At 70.6% G+C, this 18,868-nt stretch carries 11 protein-coding genes; 6 read left to right on the forward strand and 5 right to left on the reverse strand.

Annotated features, from left to right (window positions below; all coding sequences use genetic code 11):
- Nucleotides 1-99: 99 nt before the first annotated feature.
- From rpsN to ACWGKS_RS19660, 4 genes are read right to left on the reverse strand one after another with little or no spacing between them, the layout of a single operon-like run.
- A complete protein-coding gene (gene rpsN / locus ACWGKS_RS19645) occupies nucleotides 100-405 on the reverse strand; it encodes a 30S ribosomal protein S14 (protein ID WP_358505386.1) in 306 nt (101 codons plus the stop codon).
- Nucleotides 405-641 (reverse strand): 50S ribosomal protein L28, encoded by a 237-nt coding sequence (rpmB, locus tag ACWGKS_RS19650; RefSeq protein WP_358505383.1) that lies wholly within the window; start codon nucleotides 639-641, stop codon nucleotides 405-407. The genes rpsN and rpmB overlap by 1 nt, the downstream gene beginning before the upstream one ends.
- 16 nt (nucleotides 642-657) lie before the next feature.
- Nucleotides 658-909, reverse strand: a complete 252-nt coding sequence (gene rpsR, locus ACWGKS_RS19655) for a 30S ribosomal protein S18 (protein WP_358505381.1) — start codon at nucleotides 907-909, stop codon at nucleotides 658-660.
- Between the two features lie 2 nt (nucleotides 910-911).
- Nucleotides 912-2,015 (reverse strand): CobW family GTP-binding protein, encoded by a 1,104-nt coding sequence (locus ACWGKS_RS19660; protein ID WP_358505378.1) that lies wholly within the window; start codon nucleotides 2,013-2,015, stop codon nucleotides 912-914.
- A 263-nt stretch (nucleotides 2,016-2,278) separates the two neighbouring features.
- Between ACWGKS_RS19660 and ACWGKS_RS19665 the strand changes: the two genes are divergently transcribed.
- The 3 genes from ACWGKS_RS19665 to ACWGKS_RS19675 all read left to right on the forward strand — a co-directional run bounded on the left by ACWGKS_RS19665 (nucleotide 2,279) and on the right by ACWGKS_RS19675 (nucleotide 4,274).
- Entirely contained in the window at nucleotides 2,279-2,674 is a 396-nt protein-coding gene (locus ACWGKS_RS19665; RefSeq protein WP_358505375.1) for a Fur family transcriptional regulator, read from the forward strand.
- Between the two features lie 71 nt (nucleotides 2,675-2,745).
- The gene (locus ACWGKS_RS19670; RefSeq protein ID WP_358505372.1) at nucleotides 2,746-3,561 is read left to right on the forward strand and encodes a 2,3-dihydro-2,3-dihydroxybenzoate dehydrogenase; all 816 of its coding nucleotides are present in this window, start codon (nucleotides 2,746-2,748) and stop codon (nucleotides 3,559-3,561) included.
- 110 nt (nucleotides 3,562-3,671) lie between these two features.
- Nucleotides 3,672-4,274, forward strand: a complete 603-nt coding sequence (locus ACWGKS_RS19675; RefSeq protein WP_358505444.1) for an isochorismatase family protein — start codon at nucleotides 3,672-3,674, stop codon at nucleotides 4,272-4,274.
- Between the two features lie 48 nt (nucleotides 4,275-4,322).
- Here the strand turns inward: ACWGKS_RS19675 and ACWGKS_RS19680 are convergent, their stop codons facing one another.
- Nucleotides 4,323-5,948 carry a (2,3-dihydroxybenzoyl)adenylate synthase gene (locus ACWGKS_RS19680; protein WP_358505369.1) on the reverse strand — a complete coding sequence of 542 codons (1,626 nt, stop codon included), beginning with the start codon at nucleotides 5,946-5,948 and terminating at the stop codon, nucleotides 4,323-4,325.
- 136 nt (nucleotides 5,949-6,084) lie between these two features.
- On the opposite strand from ACWGKS_RS19680, the gene ACWGKS_RS19685 reads away from it, so the two are divergent.
- The 3 genes from ACWGKS_RS19685 to ACWGKS_RS19695 form a co-directional block, all read left to right on the forward strand.
- Nucleotides 6,085-12,663 (forward strand): amino acid adenylation domain-containing protein, encoded by a 6,579-nt coding sequence (locus tag ACWGKS_RS19685; RefSeq protein WP_452523463.1) that lies wholly within the window; start codon nucleotides 6,085-6,087, stop codon nucleotides 12,661-12,663.
- An 83-nt stretch (nucleotides 12,664-12,746) separates the two neighbouring features.
- The gene (locus ACWGKS_RS19690) at nucleotides 12,747-18,242 is read left to right on the forward strand and encodes a non-ribosomal peptide synthetase (RefSeq protein ID WP_358505364.1); all 5,496 of its coding nucleotides are present in this window, start codon (nucleotides 12,747-12,749) and stop codon (nucleotides 18,240-18,242) included.
- Nucleotides 18,239-18,868: saccharopine dehydrogenase NADP-binding domain-containing protein (locus ACWGKS_RS19695; RefSeq protein ID WP_452523464.1), on the forward strand; the 630-nt coding region annotated here is incomplete at its 3' end. The genes ACWGKS_RS19690 and ACWGKS_RS19695, both read left to right, overlap by 4 nt.

Here is an 18,868-nt window from a genome sequence, read left to right on the forward strand (position 1 = left end):
GTCCTGAGCGCCACCGTGGGTGCGGGTTCCCGGAGGAGGGGCGCCTACCCCGGGAACCCGCGGGCCGCTCGGATCACGAACGGCGGATTTCGCCCGGGGTCACCAGCTCGACTTGGTGATCCCGGGCAGCTCCCCTCGGTGCGCCATCTCGCGGAAACGAATCCGGGACAGGCCGAACTTGGTCAGGTGGCCGCGGGGGCGGCCGTCCACGGAGTCGCGGTTACGCACACGGGTGGCGCTGGCGTCCCGGGGCTGTCGGCGCAGTTCGGTGACGGCGGCGGCTCGTTCGGCCTCGCCGGTGTGCGGGCTCTTGATGAGTCGCTTCAGCTCGGCGCGGCGCTCGGCGTAGCGGGCGACGACCGCCTTGCGCTGTTCGTTGCGGGCGATCTTGCTCTTCTTGGCCATCAGACCCTCCCCCCTTCGGCTCGAATGTCGGCGACCACGCGTTCGATGCCTCGGGCGTCGACCACCTTCATCCCCTTGGTGCTGATCCGGAGCTTGACGAATCGCCGTTCACTGGGCAGCCAGTAGCGTTTGTTCTGGATGTTGGGGTCGAAACGACGTTTGGTGCGGCGGTGTGAGTGGGAGACGGCATTGCCGAAACCGGGTGACTTTCCGGTCACCTGGCAGACACGGGACATGCTGGATTCCTCCTGGTCAGCTCTGTTTCGTCGAGGACGGGTACGGCAACAGGGCCATCTCGCGGGCGTTCTTGACCGCCGCGGCGATCAGGCGCTGTTGGCGGGCGGTGACTCGGGTGACCCGGCGGCTACGGATCTTGCCCTTCTCCGAGATGAATTTGCGGAGAAGGGCGGTGTCCTTGTAGTCGACGCGGTCGGCGTCGCCCAGCGGGTTGGCGAAGCGGCGTTCGCGCGGTGGCTTGATGGTGCGGCGATGGCCGGTGGGCATGGTCACCTCTCTGAGAACTCGGCGAAGGGGTCGTTGTGGAAGTCCTGATCGGTTTCGGTGTCGGTGACCAGGCACGACTCCAACAGGGACAACAGGCGCGCGCTGTCCATGTCGATCCCCGTGAAGGACAGGTGCTGGCGGCGGTCACCCGCCACCGGGTCCCAGTCCAGGAGGGCGGAGGATCGTCGGGCCGGTGAGACCAGGTCCATGGCGGCCTCGGGGAGCGCGGCCATCCAGGGGCCGCCGCTCTCCACCATGAGCAGGTCCTGGTGGGAGTCCCACACCAGGAGGGTGTCGGGCTGGCCGGCCAGCCAGAACCTGCCTCTGCCTCGTAGGCTCATGGCGACGATCTCCTCCAGCGCGTCGGAGAGCCGCTGGGGATGCATCGGTCGGGTCCTGGTCCAGGTCACCGAACTCACGCCCTGCTCCTCTGCGTGATCGGAGTACTGGGCCCAGGCCGGGTTGATCCGGGTGTGAGTCGACTCGGGGTCGAAGCGTCCGCCGAGGAACCCTCGCAGGTCCGAGCCTGAACGGACGATCGCGGCCGCGGGGTTGAGTTGTTGGAGCAGGGTCCGCGCATGACGGTCGGGCCCCGTTCCGTGCAGGACGATCACGTTCGGATACTCCACCTGCCGGTTGAGGACTTCGGCGACCGTGCGGGAGTCGTCCTGGGCGATGTCGAGTTCGCGGTCGCTCAGGTCGTCGTCGCAGCTCAGGTCGGCGACCAGGTGGACGAGGTCGACGGCCGTGACGACGGTGGCCAGGAGCAGCCCCTCCTGCGCGGCGATGTTCTCGGCGATCAGCCGGGGTTCCACCCCGTCCCAGGACTCCACGACGCACAGGTCGTGTCGGCGGGCGTCCGCGGTGCGCAGGAGGAAGGGGATGAGGTCCTCGCGCAGGGTGCAGGAGGCGCAGGCGTGGTCGAGGTCCACCTGCTCGCTCTCAGCGGGGCCCGCGCGGTCGCGGACCACGCGATGTACCGCGCCGTCGCCGATGTCCTCCAGGTCGTGGTGCACGGCGATGGAACGCGGAACGGTGGCCAGTAAGTCGTCCACGGCCTGACGTCGCGCGGTCGCGTGCAGCCCGGTGACCAGGGCGATGCGCATCGGATGCTCCTCTCCGAGGTGCCTTCTCTGGAATGGAAATGAAAATCGTTTCCATACTCTACACAGCCGCGAGGGTGCTCGGTACGCCCGCCCGGAGTATGGGGTGATTCGGGCGAACCGACTCACGCGCGTGCTACGGTACTGATAATCATTTTCATCTAATCGAGTCGCGTCCCCGGGAGTCCCCCTCGTGTGCGTAGGGCGATGCCGATACCGAGTCGGTCGCTTGTCTCTGGTGCCCCAACGCCAGGCGGTCGACTGACATGGTCAACACACCCAAGTACGACGAAGCCGTGCTCAAGGTCCTGGACCGTAGTTCCCGCTTTCGCAGCTGTCGGGAGATCCTGCGGGACCTGGATCGGTCGAACCCCTCCGCCACGGGTCCGCCGAGCCTGTCCACCATCTACCGCACGGTCCACCGGATGTCCCAGGAGGGTGTGCTGGACACGATCCGGTCACCCGAAGGAGAGCGTCTGTACCGGCGGTGTGGAACACCTGTCCGCCACTACCACCTCTTCTGTCGTGTCTGCGGAGAGGTGGAGGAGATCGCACAGGTCGCCGAGATCGCGGCGGTCGTGGAAAAGATCCGCTACTTGAGTGATTTCGCTCAGGTCGACCACACCTTCGAACTGACCGGTGTCTGTCCACGTTGTCTGTGACTCCGCGAGACCGCCCTGGTTCGCCTCGGAGGGCTCCGGACGCGGCGCGGAACGCTCGTGAAGGGAGCGCTGTGACCTCTCATCCGGATAGACCGGGAAGGTCGAATGGATCCGACAAGGGTGTCGCCCTGGTCACCGGTGCCGCCGGAGGTATCGGCGCCGCCGTCGTCCGGAGCCTGGCGGCGGAAGGCCACACCGTCGCCGCGGTCGACCGCCGTGAGTCCCCGGCTCGACGGTTGGCGGCCGAACTCGAACACGAAGGCCATCGGGTGATCCACTACTGCGTGGACATCGGCGACGAGGACGCCGTGGAACGGTTGGTCCACCAGGTGGAGGAGGGCCTCGGGCCGATCACCGCCGTCGCCAACGTCGCCGGTCTCCTGCGCCACGGGGCGACCTCGCACTTCCCGACCCGGCACTGGCACGAACTCTTCGCGAGTAACGCCTTGGGGGTTTTCAACGTCTGCCGTGCGGTCTCTTCGAGAATGATGTCTCGCGGACACGGGAACTTCGTCACCGTAGGATCCGACGCCGCCTCGGTTCCCAGGGTGTCCATGGCCGCCTACGCCGCCTCCAAGGCCGCCGCCACCCAGTTCACCATGTGCTTCGGACTCGAAATGGCCCCTCACGGGATTCGGTGCAACGTGGTCTCCCCCGGCTCCACCGAAACACCGATGCGTCGGCAGTTGTGGGGCGATGGCGCTTCCAAGGAGACCCTCTCTCCGAACGGGCCGGACCTCACCGACTTCCGGGTGGGGGTTCCCCTGGGGCGGGTGGCCGCCCCCGAGGACATCGCCGACGCCGTGACCTTTCTCCTCTCCTCCAGAGCCCGCCACATCACCCTGCACGACCTGCGCGTGGACGGCGGGGCCGGTCTAGGAGCCTGATCTGGACCGACACGGCCGATCACGCGCCCGCCCACCCATGCCCCGATCCCCACACCACCATCTCGAAGGAGACTCCTGTGTCCGCCCTGCCCTCCATCGCCCCCTATCCCATGCCGGGGGTTCCGTCCGCCGAACGGATGGACTGGAAGATCGACCCCGCGCGCTGTGTCCTACTGGTCCACGACATGCAGCGGTACTTTCTCGACGCCTTCACACCGGGAGGTGAACCGGTCCCGGAACTGCTGGCCAACATCGGCGCCCTGCTCGACCGGTGCAGATCGAACCGGGTGCCCCGGATCTTCACCGCCCAACCCGGATCCCAGAACGAACAGGAGCGGGGCCTGCTGCGGGACCTGTGGGGGGAAGGGCTCAGGGACGACCCCGTGCACAGTGCGATCGTCGAGGACCTGGCCCCCGCCTCGGACGAGGTGGTCCTGACCAAGTGGCGTTACAGTGCCTTCGTCCGTACCGACCTGGAGGAGCGACTGCGTGCCCTGGGGCGGGACCAGCTGGTCGTGTGCGGTGTGTACGCCCACATCGGTGTCCTCATGACCGCCTGTGACGCCTTCATGCGGGACATCGAGGCGTTCGTCGTCGCGGACGCGGTGGCCGACTTCTCCGCTCGCGATCACGAGATGGCCCTGTCCTACGCTGCTCGCCGATGCGCCGTCACGGTGACCACCGAGGAGACCCTCGTCGCGTTCCAGGCCTGACCGGCGGTGGGGGCGGAAGCCGACCCGTCCCCACCGCGGTCCGTTCTCCTAGGCTCCGGTCAGTTCCCGCCGAAGGCGTTTCTTGTCCACCTTGCCCACCCCGGTGAGTGGGAGCCGTTCCACTCGACGTACCTCGTCGGGCACCTTGAAGGCCGCGACTCCACGCTCGGACAACTCCGCGCGCACCTCGTCCCTGGTAGGGCACTCCTGCCCCGACACGACCAGGAGTGCCACCGAGCGCTCACCGAGCACCGGGTCGGGAAGGCCCAGAACAGCGGCGGCCCGCACCCCCGGAAGGCCCATGAGCATCTCCTCGACCTCGATCGCGGCGATCTTCTCTCCCGCCCGGTTGATCTGGTCCTTGACCCGGCCCACGACCGTGAGGTCGCCGTTCTCGGACCGGGTGACGAGGTCTCCGGTGCGGTAGAACCCGTCCGGAGTGAAACACAGGGGGTCCAGCTCCGGTGCGCGGTAGTAGCCCCGGAGGGTGTAGGGGCCCCGGGTGAGCAGTTCACCGACGGAGCCGGCGGGGAGCGGATCTCCCTGTTCGTCGACCACCAGGACCTCGTCGGCGGGGGAGAGCGGCCGACCCTGGGTGGTGCACACCAGGTCTTCGGGGTCGTCCAGACCGGTGTAGTTGTTCAGGCCCTCGGCCATGCCGAACACCTGTTGCAGACGGCAGCCCAGTGTCGGCCCCACACGGCGGGCGGTGGCCTCGTCCAGGCGTGATCCTCCCACTTGGAGGACCCTCATCGAACTCAGGTCCCGATCCGATCTGTGAGCCTCGTCCAACCACGGACCGACCAGGGCCGGAACGAGCGCGCTGATGGTCACCCGCTCGCGTTCGATCAGTTCGAAGGCGGTCGTTGGACTCGGGTCCGGGCCGAGGACCACGGTGCCCCCGACCGCGAAGGTGCCCACGATGCCGGGGGAGACCATCGTGAAGTTGTGGGCGACGGGAAGGACGGCCAGGTAGACGGCGTTCTCGTCCACTCCGCTCGCCTCGGCCGAGGCCCGTGCGTTGTAGCGGTAGTCGGCGTGGGTCCTGGGGATCAGCTTGGGGATGCCCGTGGTGCCGCCGGACAGCAGGAGCAACGCCAGGTCGTCAGGGGAGCGTTCCGAGGAGATGGACGTGGGGCGGGAGCCCGAGGAGGGGGCCAGGAGCGAGTCCCACGGCAGTGCCGCGCCGTCTCCGGAGTCACCGGTCACCACCAGGTGCCGTACGGACGGGGCGGAGAGAGCGATCCTCTCGACGACCGCCGATGAGGCCCTCGGCCCCCGACCCGGGGCGACGATCATGGCGCCGGCCTCACCGACGCGCACCAGCGATTCCAGGTCCGCGGGGCCCAGCGCCGGTAGGGCCAGGATCGGTACGGCCCCGATCCGGAAGAGGGCGAAGATCGTGACCACGTACTCGGTGTGGTTGGGCAATCGCACGAGGACGCGTTCGCCTCGACGGATCGGGAGTCCGGCCAGTCCTGAGGCCAGGCGGTCCACACGCGCGTTCAGCTCCGCGTAGGTCAGACGCTCCCCACCCGAGACCAGCGCCGGATGGTCCGCCCTGTGGGCGGCCTGTTCTTCGAGCAGGTCGTCCAGCGTTCCGTCCTCCCAAAAGCCCTGCTCGCGGTAGCGGTGGTCCGCCCTCTCCGGTCGCCGCAGCCAGTCATGTGACATCGATCCCTCCGAATTCTGCGGGGACCGGGGTCGACCCCGGACTCCCGCCGGTGCTATACATGGACATACCGACAATGAAAACGGTTTTCATTATTGCTTATCGGGTCCAACGTGACCACAGGGGGTGCGCGGTTCAGTGACCAGCGAAGCCGGACCGGTGATCGAGACCGTTCGCGAACAGGTGTCCGAAGTACTCGGAACCGGGGCTTTCACCGACACCGATGACCTCTTCGAGCACGGGCTCGACTCACTCGGGATGATCCGGCTCTCAGGTGCCTGGAGGGAGGACGGCTTCGACGTCACCTTCGAGGACCTCTCGGCCGTGCCCACGGTCGCCGCCTGGACCGCGCTGCTCCACGAGGCACGCGTGACCCACCTCCCGGCGGGTCCGGTGAACACCCGACACCGGGACGAGGGGGAACCGTTCCCGATGGCGACCATGCAGCACGCCTATTGGATCGGCCGGCAGGACGACCAACCCCTTGGCGCCGTGGCCGCCCACTTCTACACCGAGTTCGACGGCACCGGGGTCGAGCCCGAACGTTTGGCGCACGCGCTTCGGACCGTGGTGGATCGCCACCCGATGCTCAGGGTGCGCTTCGACGACGACGGCCACCAACGTGTCGAACCCGCCGGGGCCGAACCCGTGGTCACCGTGCACGACCTTCGCGACCTGCCCGCGAGCGGGGTCGAACGGAACCTGGAGCGGATCAGGGAGGAGGCCACCCACCGACGCATGGACGTCGCGGCCGGCGAAGTCCTGGACATCGCCCTGAGCCTGCTCCCCGGGGGTGCCACCCGCCTGCACGTGGACCTCGACATGATCGTCGCGGACGCGCTCAGCCTGCGCGTGCTCTTGGAGGACCTGCGCGGTGCCTACCTGGGAGTGGACGCCTCGCCCCTGGAGTACGACTTCGCCGACCACCTCGCCGACCGGCGCGAGCGCGGGCACGAACAACGCGAGCGTGCCCGCGCCTGGTGGCGGACGCGCCTGGCGGAGATTCCGTCTGCGCCCACACTGCCGGTCCGTTCCGACGCCGAGGCACCGGCCCGTCCCACGGACCCCACGACCCGCTCCCACCGTCTGCACCACCGGCTCACCCCGGAGCGGGCACGAGCGTTCGAGCGACGGGCCCGTGACTTCGGAGTCACCCCCGCCGCCGCCCTGGCCACGGCCTTCGCCGAGGTACTCGGTGCCTGGAACACCGACCCGGATTTCACTCTCAACCTGCCGCTGTTCGACCGTGCGCCGTCGCACCCGCAGATCGACCGGCTCATCGGCGACTTCAGCAGCTCCGTGCTGCTGGGCGTGGACACCGGCGCCCCGATGACCTTCGTCGAACGTGCCCGCACCCTCCAGGGCGACCTGCACCGTGCCGTCGACCACGGCGCTTATGGGGGAGTGGAGGTGCTCCGGGACCTGACCCGTCGCAACGGCGGAACCCCGGTCCTGGCACCCGTGGTCTACACCAGCGCCATCGGGCTGGGTCCCTTGTTCACAGACGAGGTCCAGGAGTGCTTCGGCCGCCCTTCCTGGATCATCTCCCAGGGTCCCCAGGTCCTGCTGGACGCCCAGGTCACCGAACTCGACGATGGTCTGCTGCTCAACTGGGACCTGCGTGCGCGCGTCTTCGAGCCCGGCACCATGGAGGCGGCCTTCGATTGTTACCGGGACCTGGTCGAGGGCTTGGTGGACGATCCGCGGGTGTGGGAGAGCCGCTTCGAGCCCCTCCTCTCGAACGCGCAGGCGCGGGCCCGGGCCACGACCGCCCTCGACCTCCCCGAACCCACCCCGCGTACGCTCCACGCCCCCTTCTTCGCCCACGCGCGCACCCGCCCCGAGGACATCGCCCTGGTACCGGACCACGGGGAGGCGATCACCTACGGGGACCTGGCCGACAGGGCCCTGCGCGTGGCCGGGGCCATCCAGGCCGCGGTGCCCGCCGGAGCGACCGTCGCCGTGCGTCTACCGCGGGGCGCGGACCAGGTCGCGGCGATCCTGGGGGTACTCGCCGCGGGCTGCGCCTACCTCCCGGTGAGTCAGGCCCAACCCGTGGTGCGGCGCGACCGGATCCTGGCACTCGGGGCCCCCGAACTGGTGATCACCGACGCCCCCGGTCGACCGGCCGGCTCCGGGGTGCCAGTCCTCACCGTCGAACAGACCCGGCACCTGGCCCCGGGGACGGAACGGAACACGTCACCGGACTCCGTGGCCTACGTACTGTTCACCTCCGGATCCACCGGTCACCCCAAGGGGGTGGAGATCGAACACCGATCCGCCGCCCACACCATCGACGTGCTCACCACCGCGCTGGGGGCGGGTGGAGACGACCGGGCGCTCTGCCTGGCCGAGTACGACTTCGACATGTCCGTCTTCGACCTGTTCGCCCCCTTGTCCGTGGGAGGTGCGGCGGTACTGGTCGAGTCGACCGACCGCCGTGACGCGGAACGCTGGGCCCGGACCGCGTCGGACGCGGCGGTGACCGTCCTCAACTGCGTACCCGCCTTCCTCGACATGCTCCTGTCGACGGTGGAGACCGGTACGGCGCCGATGCCGCCCCTGCGGGCCGTGCTGTTGGGCGGTGACCGGATCGCGCCCGCTCTCGCGCGGCGGTTGCGGGCCCAGGCCCCCGAGTGCCGTTTTCTCGCATTGGGCGGCATGACCGAGGCGGCCGTCCACTCCACCCTGTTGGAGGTCCACGACACCGACCCCTCCTGGACCTGTGTGCCCTGGGGACTTCCTCTGCCCGGAGTCTCCTGTCGTGTGGTGGACGCCCAGGGGCGCGACCGGCCCGACCTGGTCCCGGGAGAGCTGTGGGTCGCGGGGGCGGGACTCGCCCGCGGGTACCGGGGAGCCCCCGACCTGACCGCCGAACGCTTCGTCACCGACCGTGGTCGACGCTGGTACCGCACCGGGGACTCGGCCCGCTACACCCCCGACGGCTCCCTGGAGTTCCTGGGCAGGACCGACCACCAGGTGAAGGTCAACGGTGTGCGGATGGAGACCGGTGAGATCGAGGCCGCCCTGACCACGCACCCCGACGTCCGCGCCGCGGTGGCCGTCGTACTCGACGGCCCCGCGCCTCGGCCGGCCGCCGTGGTCGTTGCGCGAGAGGCCGCCGGAAGCGGCATCGTGGCCCGGCCCGCGAGGAACGGCACGGCCGGCACGGCCGCCGAGCACATCCGCGCCCTGCTGCCCCCGGCGATGATCCCCGACCCGGTCCTGGAACTCCCCGAGATCCCCCTGACCCCGAACGGCAAACCCGACCTCGACACCATCGCCCGGCTCCTGCGGGACCGGCTGTCCGGCGGTGTCGGAAGGGTCGACCCTCCACGGGGGGAGGTCGAGGTCCTGGTCGCCCGGGTCTGGTCCGAGCTACTGGACACACCGGAACCGGCCCGCACGGACTCCTTCTTCACCCTGGGCGGCGACTCGCTCCTGGCCACGCGCGCGGTGGCCGCCCTCCGTCGCGCGGGCCACACCGGGGCGCGTGTGTCGCGACTGTTCGCCCACCCGGTGCTCAAGGACTTCGCCGCCACCCTGACCGAACGCGGCGAGGTCGCCGACGACCAGCGCATCCACCACGACGCCGACACGCGTCACGACCCGTTCCCCGCCACCGGGGTCCAACGGGCCTACCTGACCGGCCGCAGCCCGGACTTCACCCTGGGCGGGGTCGGTACCTACCACTACACCGAGTTCGACGGCGACGACGTCGACCTCCGGCTCATCGAACACGCCCTGGACCGCCTCGTGGCCCGACACGACATGCTCAGAGCGGTGTTCGACACCGACGGGAACCAGCGGGTCCTGCCCGGCGCCCCACCCGTACGCGTCCTCGTGACCGACGCTCGCGAACAGGATGATCCCGATCCCGCGCTCGAAACCTTCCGCGACACCATGGCCCACCAGGTCCTGGACCCGACCCGGTGGCCGTTGTTCGACGTGCGCGCCCTGCGTTACACACGCGAGGGCGTCGAACGGGTCCGGCTCGGGGTGGGCCTGGACTACCTCGTGCTGGACGCACTGAGCATCATGACCCTCTACACCGAACTGGACCTGCTCTACCGCGAACCCGACGCGCGCCTGGAACCGGTGGACGTGACGTTCCGCGACTACCTCACCCAGGTCGAGACCGACCCCGACGCGGAGGATCGCTCTCGCCACTACTGGCGGGAGCGGATCACCGAGCTGCCTCCCGCTCCGGACCTTCCCCTGCGCGTGGACCCGGACCGGATCGAACGTCCCCGGTTCACCCGACGCTCGCAACGTCTGGACCCGTGGGAGTGGAGCGCCCTCACCGACCTGGCGCGCAGGGCCGCGATCACCCCCTCGACGCTGCTCCTGGCCTGCTACGGAGAGGTATTGAGCGCCTGGAGCGGCCAGACCGACCTGAGCGTGACCCTCACGCTCTTCAACCGCCAGGACCTGCATCCTCACGTCGAACGGGTCCTGGGGGACTTCACCTCCCTCTCCCTGGCCTCCTACCGGCGCCGGCCCGGAGAACGCCCGATCATGGCGGCCAGGTCGCTCCAGCACCTCCTGGGCCAAGACCTGGACCACCGGGAGGCCTCGGCCGAATGGGTGCTGCGCGAACTCGCCCGGCACACCGGAACCTCCCAACCCGCGATCCCGGTGGTGTTCACCGGATCCCTGGGCTTGGGCTCGGGCGTGTCCATGGACCGGTCCGCCGGGTTCCCCCGGAGGGTCTGGGGGCTGTCACAGTCGCCACAGGTCCACCTGGACAACCAGGTGATGGAGAGCGGCGGGACCTTGGAGATTTCCTGGGACGCGGTCGAAGAACTCTTCCGTCCCGGCGTGTTGGACGGCATGTTCGACGCCTACCTCGACATGTTGCGCACCCTGGCCCGAGAAGGGGAGCAGGCCTGGGACCACGCGGTGACGACCCTGCTGCCCGAGGGGACGCGCCGGTCCAGGGCGTCCGCCCACCGGCCCGCGACGGACCCGGCCGCGGGCTTGTTGCAGGACGCCTTCTTCGACGGTGTCCCCCAACGCTCGGACACCCCCGCCCTCATCACCGACCAGGAGACCCTCACCCATGGTCAGGTCGCCGACCGGGCCCTGAGGATCGCCTCCGGCCTGGAGGAACGCGGGGTTCGCGCCGGTGACGCGGTGGCGATCTGCCTGCCCAAGGGGCCCGACCAGGTCTGCGCGGTCCTGGGCGTACTGGCCGCCGGAGCCGTGTACGTACCCATCGGCGTGGGACAGCCCGAGCCGCGCCGTGAACGCGTGCACCGGGCGGCGGGCACGGCCTGGGCGATCGGTGACGGAACCGGCGCCCCACGGTCGGTGACCGTGGCGGCGCTGCTGGAGTCCTCGCCCCTGGCGGCCCCGGTACGTCCCGACCCCGCTCAGGCGGCCTACACGATCTTCACCTCCGGCTCCACCGGAGAGCCCAAGGGCGTCGAGGTGAGTCACACCGCGGCCCTCAACACCGTCGCCGACGTCAACGAGCGCTACCTCATCGGCCCTCGCGACCGGATCCTGGCCCTGTCCGCGCTCGACTTCGACCTGTCGGTCTACGACGTCTTCGGACTCCTGGGGGCGGGCGGTGCGCTGGTGCTGCCAGACGAGGAGGAGCGCCGCGACGCCGAACGCTGGCGCGCCCTGTGCGCCGACCATGGGGTGACCGTCTGGAACACCGTCCCCACACTCCTCGACATGCTGATCCTGGCCTCCCGTGAGGACGGGTTCCCCCGGGCCCTACGGTTGGCCCTGGTCTCCGGCGACTGGGTCGGTACCGACCTGGCCTCCGCCCTGCGCCGGGCCAATGGCGTCGGCACGCACCTGGTGGCCCTGGGCGGGGCGACCGAGGCGGGGATCTGGTCCAACGCGTTCGAAGGCGGGCACGCACCTCGCGGCTGGCCCTCGGTGCCCTACGGGTACCCCCTGCGCAACCAGCGCTACCGCGTGGTGGACCCCCATGGGCGGGACTGCCCCGACTGGGTGCCCGGAGAGTTGTGGATCGGTGGCGCCGGAGTGGCCCTGGGCTATCGAGGAGACCCCGAGCGCACCGCGGACCGCTTCGTCGAACATGAGGGGCGACGCTGGTACCGGACCGGAGACCTGGGACGTTACCGACCCGGCACGATCCTGGAGTTCCTCGGACGCACCGACCGCCAGGTCAAGGTCGGTGGGCACCGACTCGAACTCGGTGAGGTCGAGGCCGCCCTGGAAACGCACCCGCACGTGAGCCGCGCCGCCGTGGTCGCCCTGGGGGAGCGGGGCACCCGCACGATGGCGGCCTTCGTCGCCTCGGGCAGCGGCACGCCCACCCCCGACGAACTCACCCGGCACCTGACCCGGTACCTGCCCGGCCACGCCGTTCCCGGGCGCGTGACGGTGCTGGACGAGCTCCCCCTCACCGGTAACGGCAAGGTCGACACCACGGCGTTGGAAGACTCGGCCTCGGCCTGGAACGGCGCGGACGGCGAACCCCTCACGGGCCCCGACGAGGAGATGCTCGCGCAGCTGTGGAGTGAGTTGCTCGAAGCGCCGGTCGACGACCGCCACGCCAACTTCTTCGTCCTGGGCGGGACCAGCCTGCTGGCCGTTCGCATGATGACGCTGCTGCGCCAACGGGTCGACGACCGGCTCTCGGTCCGCTCCTTCCTGGCCGACCCCACCCTGGCGGCCCTGGCCGACCAGGTCCGCGCCTATACCGGCGACGACGTTCGGACCGGGGTGATCTGACGCCGTTCGCCGATCCCCCACCGGGCCCGCCGCTCCAGCCCGCGCCGAGGCACACCCCCATCACTTCTTCGGGAGAACCCACCGTGCACATCACCTCCGCGACCCTGACCGAACTACTCGACGACCTCCGTTCCCGCGGGGTCCAACTCTGGTCCTCACAGGGGCGCGTCCACTTCCGCGCGCCGCGGAACGCCCTCACCGACGAAGACCGCGCGATGCTGCGGGACCACCGCGAGGAGGTCCTCGCCCTCCTGGCCGAGGAGTCCGAACCGACCCTGGTCCCCGATCCCGCCTCCCGCCACGAGCCCTTCCCCCTGACCGACGTGCAGACCGCCTACCTGATCGGTCGCGGTTCCGCCTACGACTTCGGCGGGGTGGCCTGCCACGCCTACGTGGAGCTCGCCTTCGACGACCTCGACCCCGCTCGCCTGCGCCGGGCCTGGACCGGCCTGGTCGCCCGGCACGACATGCTGCGGGTGGTGGTCTCCCCGGAGGGACACCAGCAGGTCCTGCCCGAGGCACCGGGGGATTCACTGACCGTCACCGAGATCGGTGACGCCGACCTCGACCTGCACGCGACCCGCACCCGCGAACGCATGCGCGACCTGGTGCCCGACCCCTCCACCTGGCCGCTGGTCCGCCTCCACCTGACCCGGGGCGAGACCGGCGCACGGCTGCACCTGTCCGTGGACCTGCTCGCCGTCGACTACTCCGGCGTCCGGCTGCTCCTGGACGAGCTCGCGGCCCGATACGAGGACCCGGATCACCCCCTGCCCGACATGGAAGCGACCTTCCGCGACTACGTCATCGCCCGTCGCTCCCTGCGCGAAGGACCCCGCTACCTGCGAGACCGCGCCTACTGGGCGGGGCGCGTCGACGAGCTTCCCCCGGCCCCCGAACCGCCCCTGGCCGAGAACGCGACCGACACCTCCGGCCGGTTCACCCGCCTGTCGACCACCCTGACGCCACACGTCTGGGACGCCTTGCGCGAGCGTGCCGCGGAGCACGGCCTGAGCCCCTCCTCGGTGGCGTTGACCGCCTACGCGGAGGTCCTGTCCCTGTGGTCCCGCAGACCGGACTTCACGCTCAACCTCCCCGTGTCCCAACGCCTGCCGCTGCACCCGGACACCGACCGGCTGGTCGGCGACTTCACCTCCCTGTCCCTGCTGGCCGTGCACGCCGAGGACGGCGAGACCTTCGTCGAACGCGCGCGCACACGACAGGCCCGTCTGGCCGAGGACCTCGAACACGGCCTGTACACCGGCAACGAGGTGCTGGCCGAACTCTCCCGCCGCCGCGAGGAGAACGTCGTGCTCATGCCGGTGGTCTTCACCGGAGCGATCAGCACCCGGACGGAGGCCCACGCCAAGGCGGAGACACCGACCGAGTCCTGGGCCGACCGCGAGGTGTACGGGCTGTCCCAAACCCCTCAGGTCTGGTTGGACTGCCAGGTCTCCCGCGTCGGCGACTCCCTGGGGGTGCGGTGGGACGTACGCGAGGGCGTCCTGCCCCCCGGTCTGGCCTCCGACGCGTTCGGTGCCTACACCGAACTCCTCACCCGCCTGGCCCTGCACGACGAAACCTGGGCCGAGAGGTCCCCGGCGGCCCTCCCCGAACACCAGACGCGGGTGCGCGCCCGGGTCAACGCCACCGATGCGCCCGTGCCCGACGCGTTGCTGTACGAACGCCCCCTCACCGCGGCCCTGCGCGCCCCCGAAGCCCCCGCCGTCATCGGCGTTGACGGCACGCTCACCCACGGTGACCTGTGGTCACGCGTGTGGGGAGTGGTCGGAGCGTTGCGGGCCCGGGGCTGCGCACCGGGGGACCGGGTCGCCATCGTCATGGACAAGGGCGCCGAACAGGTCGTCGCCGCCTACGCGGTCCTGGTGCTGGGGGCCGTCTACGTTCCGGTGGACACCACCCAGCCCACCGCCCGGCGCGAGGCCATCCTGCGGGACGCCGCGGTGAACCACGTCCTCACCCAGTCCTGGCTGGGGCGAACCGGCAGGCGGGACGAACACGTCCAGGCCATCGAGGTGGACACCGTCCCCGCCGAGGCCGCCCCGACGCGGGTCCCGCCCCGGCCCGTGGGCCCCGACGACCCGGCCTACGTCATCTACACCTCCGGCTCCACCGGAACCCCCAAGGGGGTGATGATCAGCCACCGGTCCGCCCTGAACACCATCACCGACGTCAACCGCAGGTTCGGGGTCACCGATCAGGACCGGGTCCTGGGGCTGGCCGCGCTCGGCTTCGACCTGTCCGTGTACGACCTGTTCGGTCCCCTGGCCGAGGGCGGCGCGGTGGTCCTGCCCGCCCCCGAACGCCGCGGTGATCCCTCCCACTGGGCCGAGCTGGCCACCGAACACGGGGTGACCCTGTGGAACTCCGTGCCCGCCCAGATGGGGATGCTCACCGACTACCTCACCGCCGTCTCCTCGGCCGCCCCCGCCTCCCTGCGACTGGTGATGCTCTCCGGTGACTGGGTCCCGCTCACCCTGCCCGAACGGGTACGCGCCCACCTGCCACAGGTGTCCCTGTTCAGCCTGGGCGGGGCGACCGAGGGATCCATCTGGTCCATCCACCACCCCATCGGAGAACTCGACCCCGCCTGGCCCAGCGTTCCCTACGGGCGTCCGCTCGCCAACCAGACCTTCCACGTCCTGGACGAGCACATGCGCGACCGCCCCGACTGGGTTCCCGGGGAACTCCACATCGGCGGCGTGGGCGTGGCCATGGGGTACCTGGGCGACGAGGCCCGCACCGCCGAACGGTTCGTCACCCGGCCGGACACGGGAGAACGCCTGTACCGCACCGGTGACCTGGGCCGGTACCGCCCCGGCGGCGACATCGAGTTCCTGGGGCGCGAGGACGACCAGGTCAAGATCCGCGGACACCGCGTCGAACTCGCCGAGATCGAGTCCGCGCTGCTGTCCCACCCGGCGGTCCACGCCGCCGCGGTCCTGGCCGTGGGCGGCCGGGAGGAAAGGAGGCTGTCCGCCTTCGTCGAGCCCGCACGCCACCGCCTGCGCCGGTACCGCACCACCGACGAGGCGATGGTCACGGCCGCCGAAAGCGCGGTCGGGGCCGCCACCACCGACCTGGACCGGGACGCGCTGGAGACCTTCCTCCAAGCGATGCGGTCCACGGCCCTGGGCGCCATCACGCGCACCCTCACCGAGGCCGGCCTCTTCCAGCAGGCAGGTCACACCTTCGACGAGGTCATCGCGGTCTTGGACGCCGATCGACGCCACCACCGCCTGGTGCGACGGTGGCTGGACGCCCTGTGCGAGGCCGGACGGCTGCGCCGCGAGGGCGACCGGTTCGACGGCCTCACCCGCGTCTCCGCACGGGACCAGGGCCGGGCCTGGACCCTCCTGGGCGAGCTGGAGCGTTCCGTCGACTACGGGACCGAGGTCCTGGAGTACATGCGCACCTGCTCCGAGCGCCTGCCCGAACTCCTCCGCGGCGACCTGGACGTGAGGGGCCTGCTCTTCCCCGGCAGCGGGACGGACACGGCCGCCGGCGCCTACCGGGACAACCTGGCCATCCGCCACCTCAACTCTGCGGCGGCCGCCGCCCTGGCCGAGGCCGCGTCCACCAGGACCTCCGACCGGCCACTGCGGGTCTTGGAGATCGGTGCCGGGGTCGGTGGAACCACCGAGGAGGTCGTGCGGGCACTCGCCGGACACGACGTGGAGTACCTGTTCACCGACGTGTCGCCGTTCTTCGTCAACGAGGCCGGGGAGCGCTTCGCCGACTTCCCGTGGGTGGGCTTCGGACTGTTCGACCTGAACCGTCCGCTCATCGACCAGGGGTACGCCCCGAACTCCTTCGACGTGGTCATCGCCGCCAACGTCCTGCACAACGCCATCGACGTCGGAATGGGCCTGGCCCGGGTTCGCGAGCTGCTCGCCCCCGAAGGGCACCTGCTGTTCATCGAGACCACCCTCGAACGGGACCCGGCCCTCCTGGTCTCCATGGAGTTCCTGGAAGGCCTGGACGGCGGCCACCGGGACGCGCGGGCCGAACGGGACCAGACCTTCCTCACCCGAGAGCAGTGGGCGAGGGCCCTGGAATCCGCGGGGGCCACCGAGCCCCTGGCCCTGCCCGGCGCCGACGACCGCCTGTCGGAAACCGGGCAGAGCCTGTACCTGACCAGGCTCAAGACCGACCGCGTCCCCGTCACCGCCGACGAACTCGCCCGGCACACCGCCGAACGCCTGCCCGAGTACATGGTCCCCGGCCGGTGGGGGCTGCTCGACTCCCTGCCGCTGACCACCAACGGCAAGGTCGACCGGGCCGCCCTGGTGCGTTCCCTGCCCGACGAGGAACGCGGCACCGACACCGCGAAGGTCACCGCCGAACCCCGCGACGACCTCGAACGCGCCCTGAGCGCCCTCTGGGCCGACCTCCTCGAACGCACCACAGTCGGCCGCGAGGACGACTTCTTCGACCTGGGCGGAGACTCCCTCCTGGTCGCGCGCATGGTGGGTCGCCTCGGCGAGGCCCTGCCGGGCCTCGCCGACATCGAGTGGGAGGTGGTCCTGCGCCACATGCTCCGCACCCCCACCATCGCCGGGCTGGCCTCCTACCTGAGGGACCTGTCCGGCCAGGTCGAGGCAGCCGAACCCGGCCGAGCCGACCCCTACGTCCCCCTCAACGGCCCCGGCGGGGGAGCGGTCACCGCCCTGGTCCACGCCGGGACCGGAACGCTGATCCCCTACCGCTCCCTGATCACCGAGATCCGGCGCCGCTCGCGAGGAGAGGCCACCCTGGTCGGCCTCGAACTGCCCGACGTCCCGGCCTTCCAGGCCGCCGAACCCGCCACCGTCATCAAGGGGTGGGCCGCCGACTACGCCCGCGCCCTGCTCGACCGGGGCGGTGACCGCTTCCACGTCGTCGGCTATTGCCTGGGCGGGCTCATCGCCACCGAGGTCGCCCGGACCCTGACCGAGGCCGGTGCCGAGGTCGCCTCCCTGACCGCCATCAGCACCCACCGGCCGCCGTTCCGCCTGGACGACGAACTCATCTCCGAGTACGCCTTCGCCGTCATGATGGGCATCGATCCGGTCGCGGTCGGGTTCCCCGCCGACGAGAACCGGGTCTCGGCCGCCTCCGACCTGCTTCTGGCCGACACCCCGGGGCTGCTGCCCGACGGCGCCATCGGACGCCTGACCGGGGAGTACGCCGATGTCGCGGCCTGCTTCCACGCCCTTGCGCGGGTACCGCGCGCGGTGCGCATCGAGCGGATGTGCGCCGCGGTGCCGCCCTCCGCCGGGACCTACACGCCCGAGGCACTGACCGAGATGTTCCACATCTTCCGGCAGAGCGTCTTCGCCATCTCCCGGTACGAACCCGAGCCCTACGCGGGCGACGTCACCTTCCTGCGCCACGGTGGCGCCTACCCCTTCCCCGGGAACAAGGAGAGCGTCATCTCCTACTGGGAGCGCCTGGTCCTGGGCGACCTGGACGTCGTCGAGGTCCCCGGCGACCACTTCAGCCTCTTGGGCGCCCCCTACGCCCCCGGTGTGCTCAAGCACCTGGAGGCCGTCACCGGAGGTGACGTGGTCCGGTGAGATCCGTGAACGACGCCGTGATCGGTGTGGTGGGCGCCTCCGGTGCGGTCGGCCGGCACGCCGCGCACGCCCTGCGCTCCCTGGGCCATGGCAGGCTCGTGCTGGGCGCCCGCCGCACCGACCCCTTGAACACACTCGCCGAGGAACTCGGCGGCCCGGTCGAGGTGGTCCCCGTGGACGTGGACTCGGCCGAGTCCCTCGAAGCGTTCTGCCACCGCTGCGACGTGGTGCTCAACTGCGCGGGGCCCTCCTACCGGATCCTGGACCGGGTCGCGGTGGCCGCCCTGGCCACCGGCGCGGACTACGTCGACGTCACCGGGGACACCCCCGTCCACGACCGCCTGGCCGGATCACCCGCGGCCGGGGAACACCGTGTCCTGCTCTCGGCCGGGACCCTGCCGGGCCTGTCCGCGCTGCTGCCCCGCTGGTTCGCACGAGGCCACGGACTGCGGGAGATGACCGTCCACGCCGGCGGCTTGGAGCGGTGCACCGGGGCCGCAGCCGGAGACCTGCTCCTCTCCCTCCCCGGGGCGAGCGCCTCGGAAGCGGTGTTCGGGCACCCACTGTCGGCCTGGCGGGACGGAGCCGTCGTGGAAGGCGCCCTACGCGCCCGGGAAGGGGTCCGT

The organism is Nocardiopsis sp. NPDC055879 (assembly GCF_053615935.1).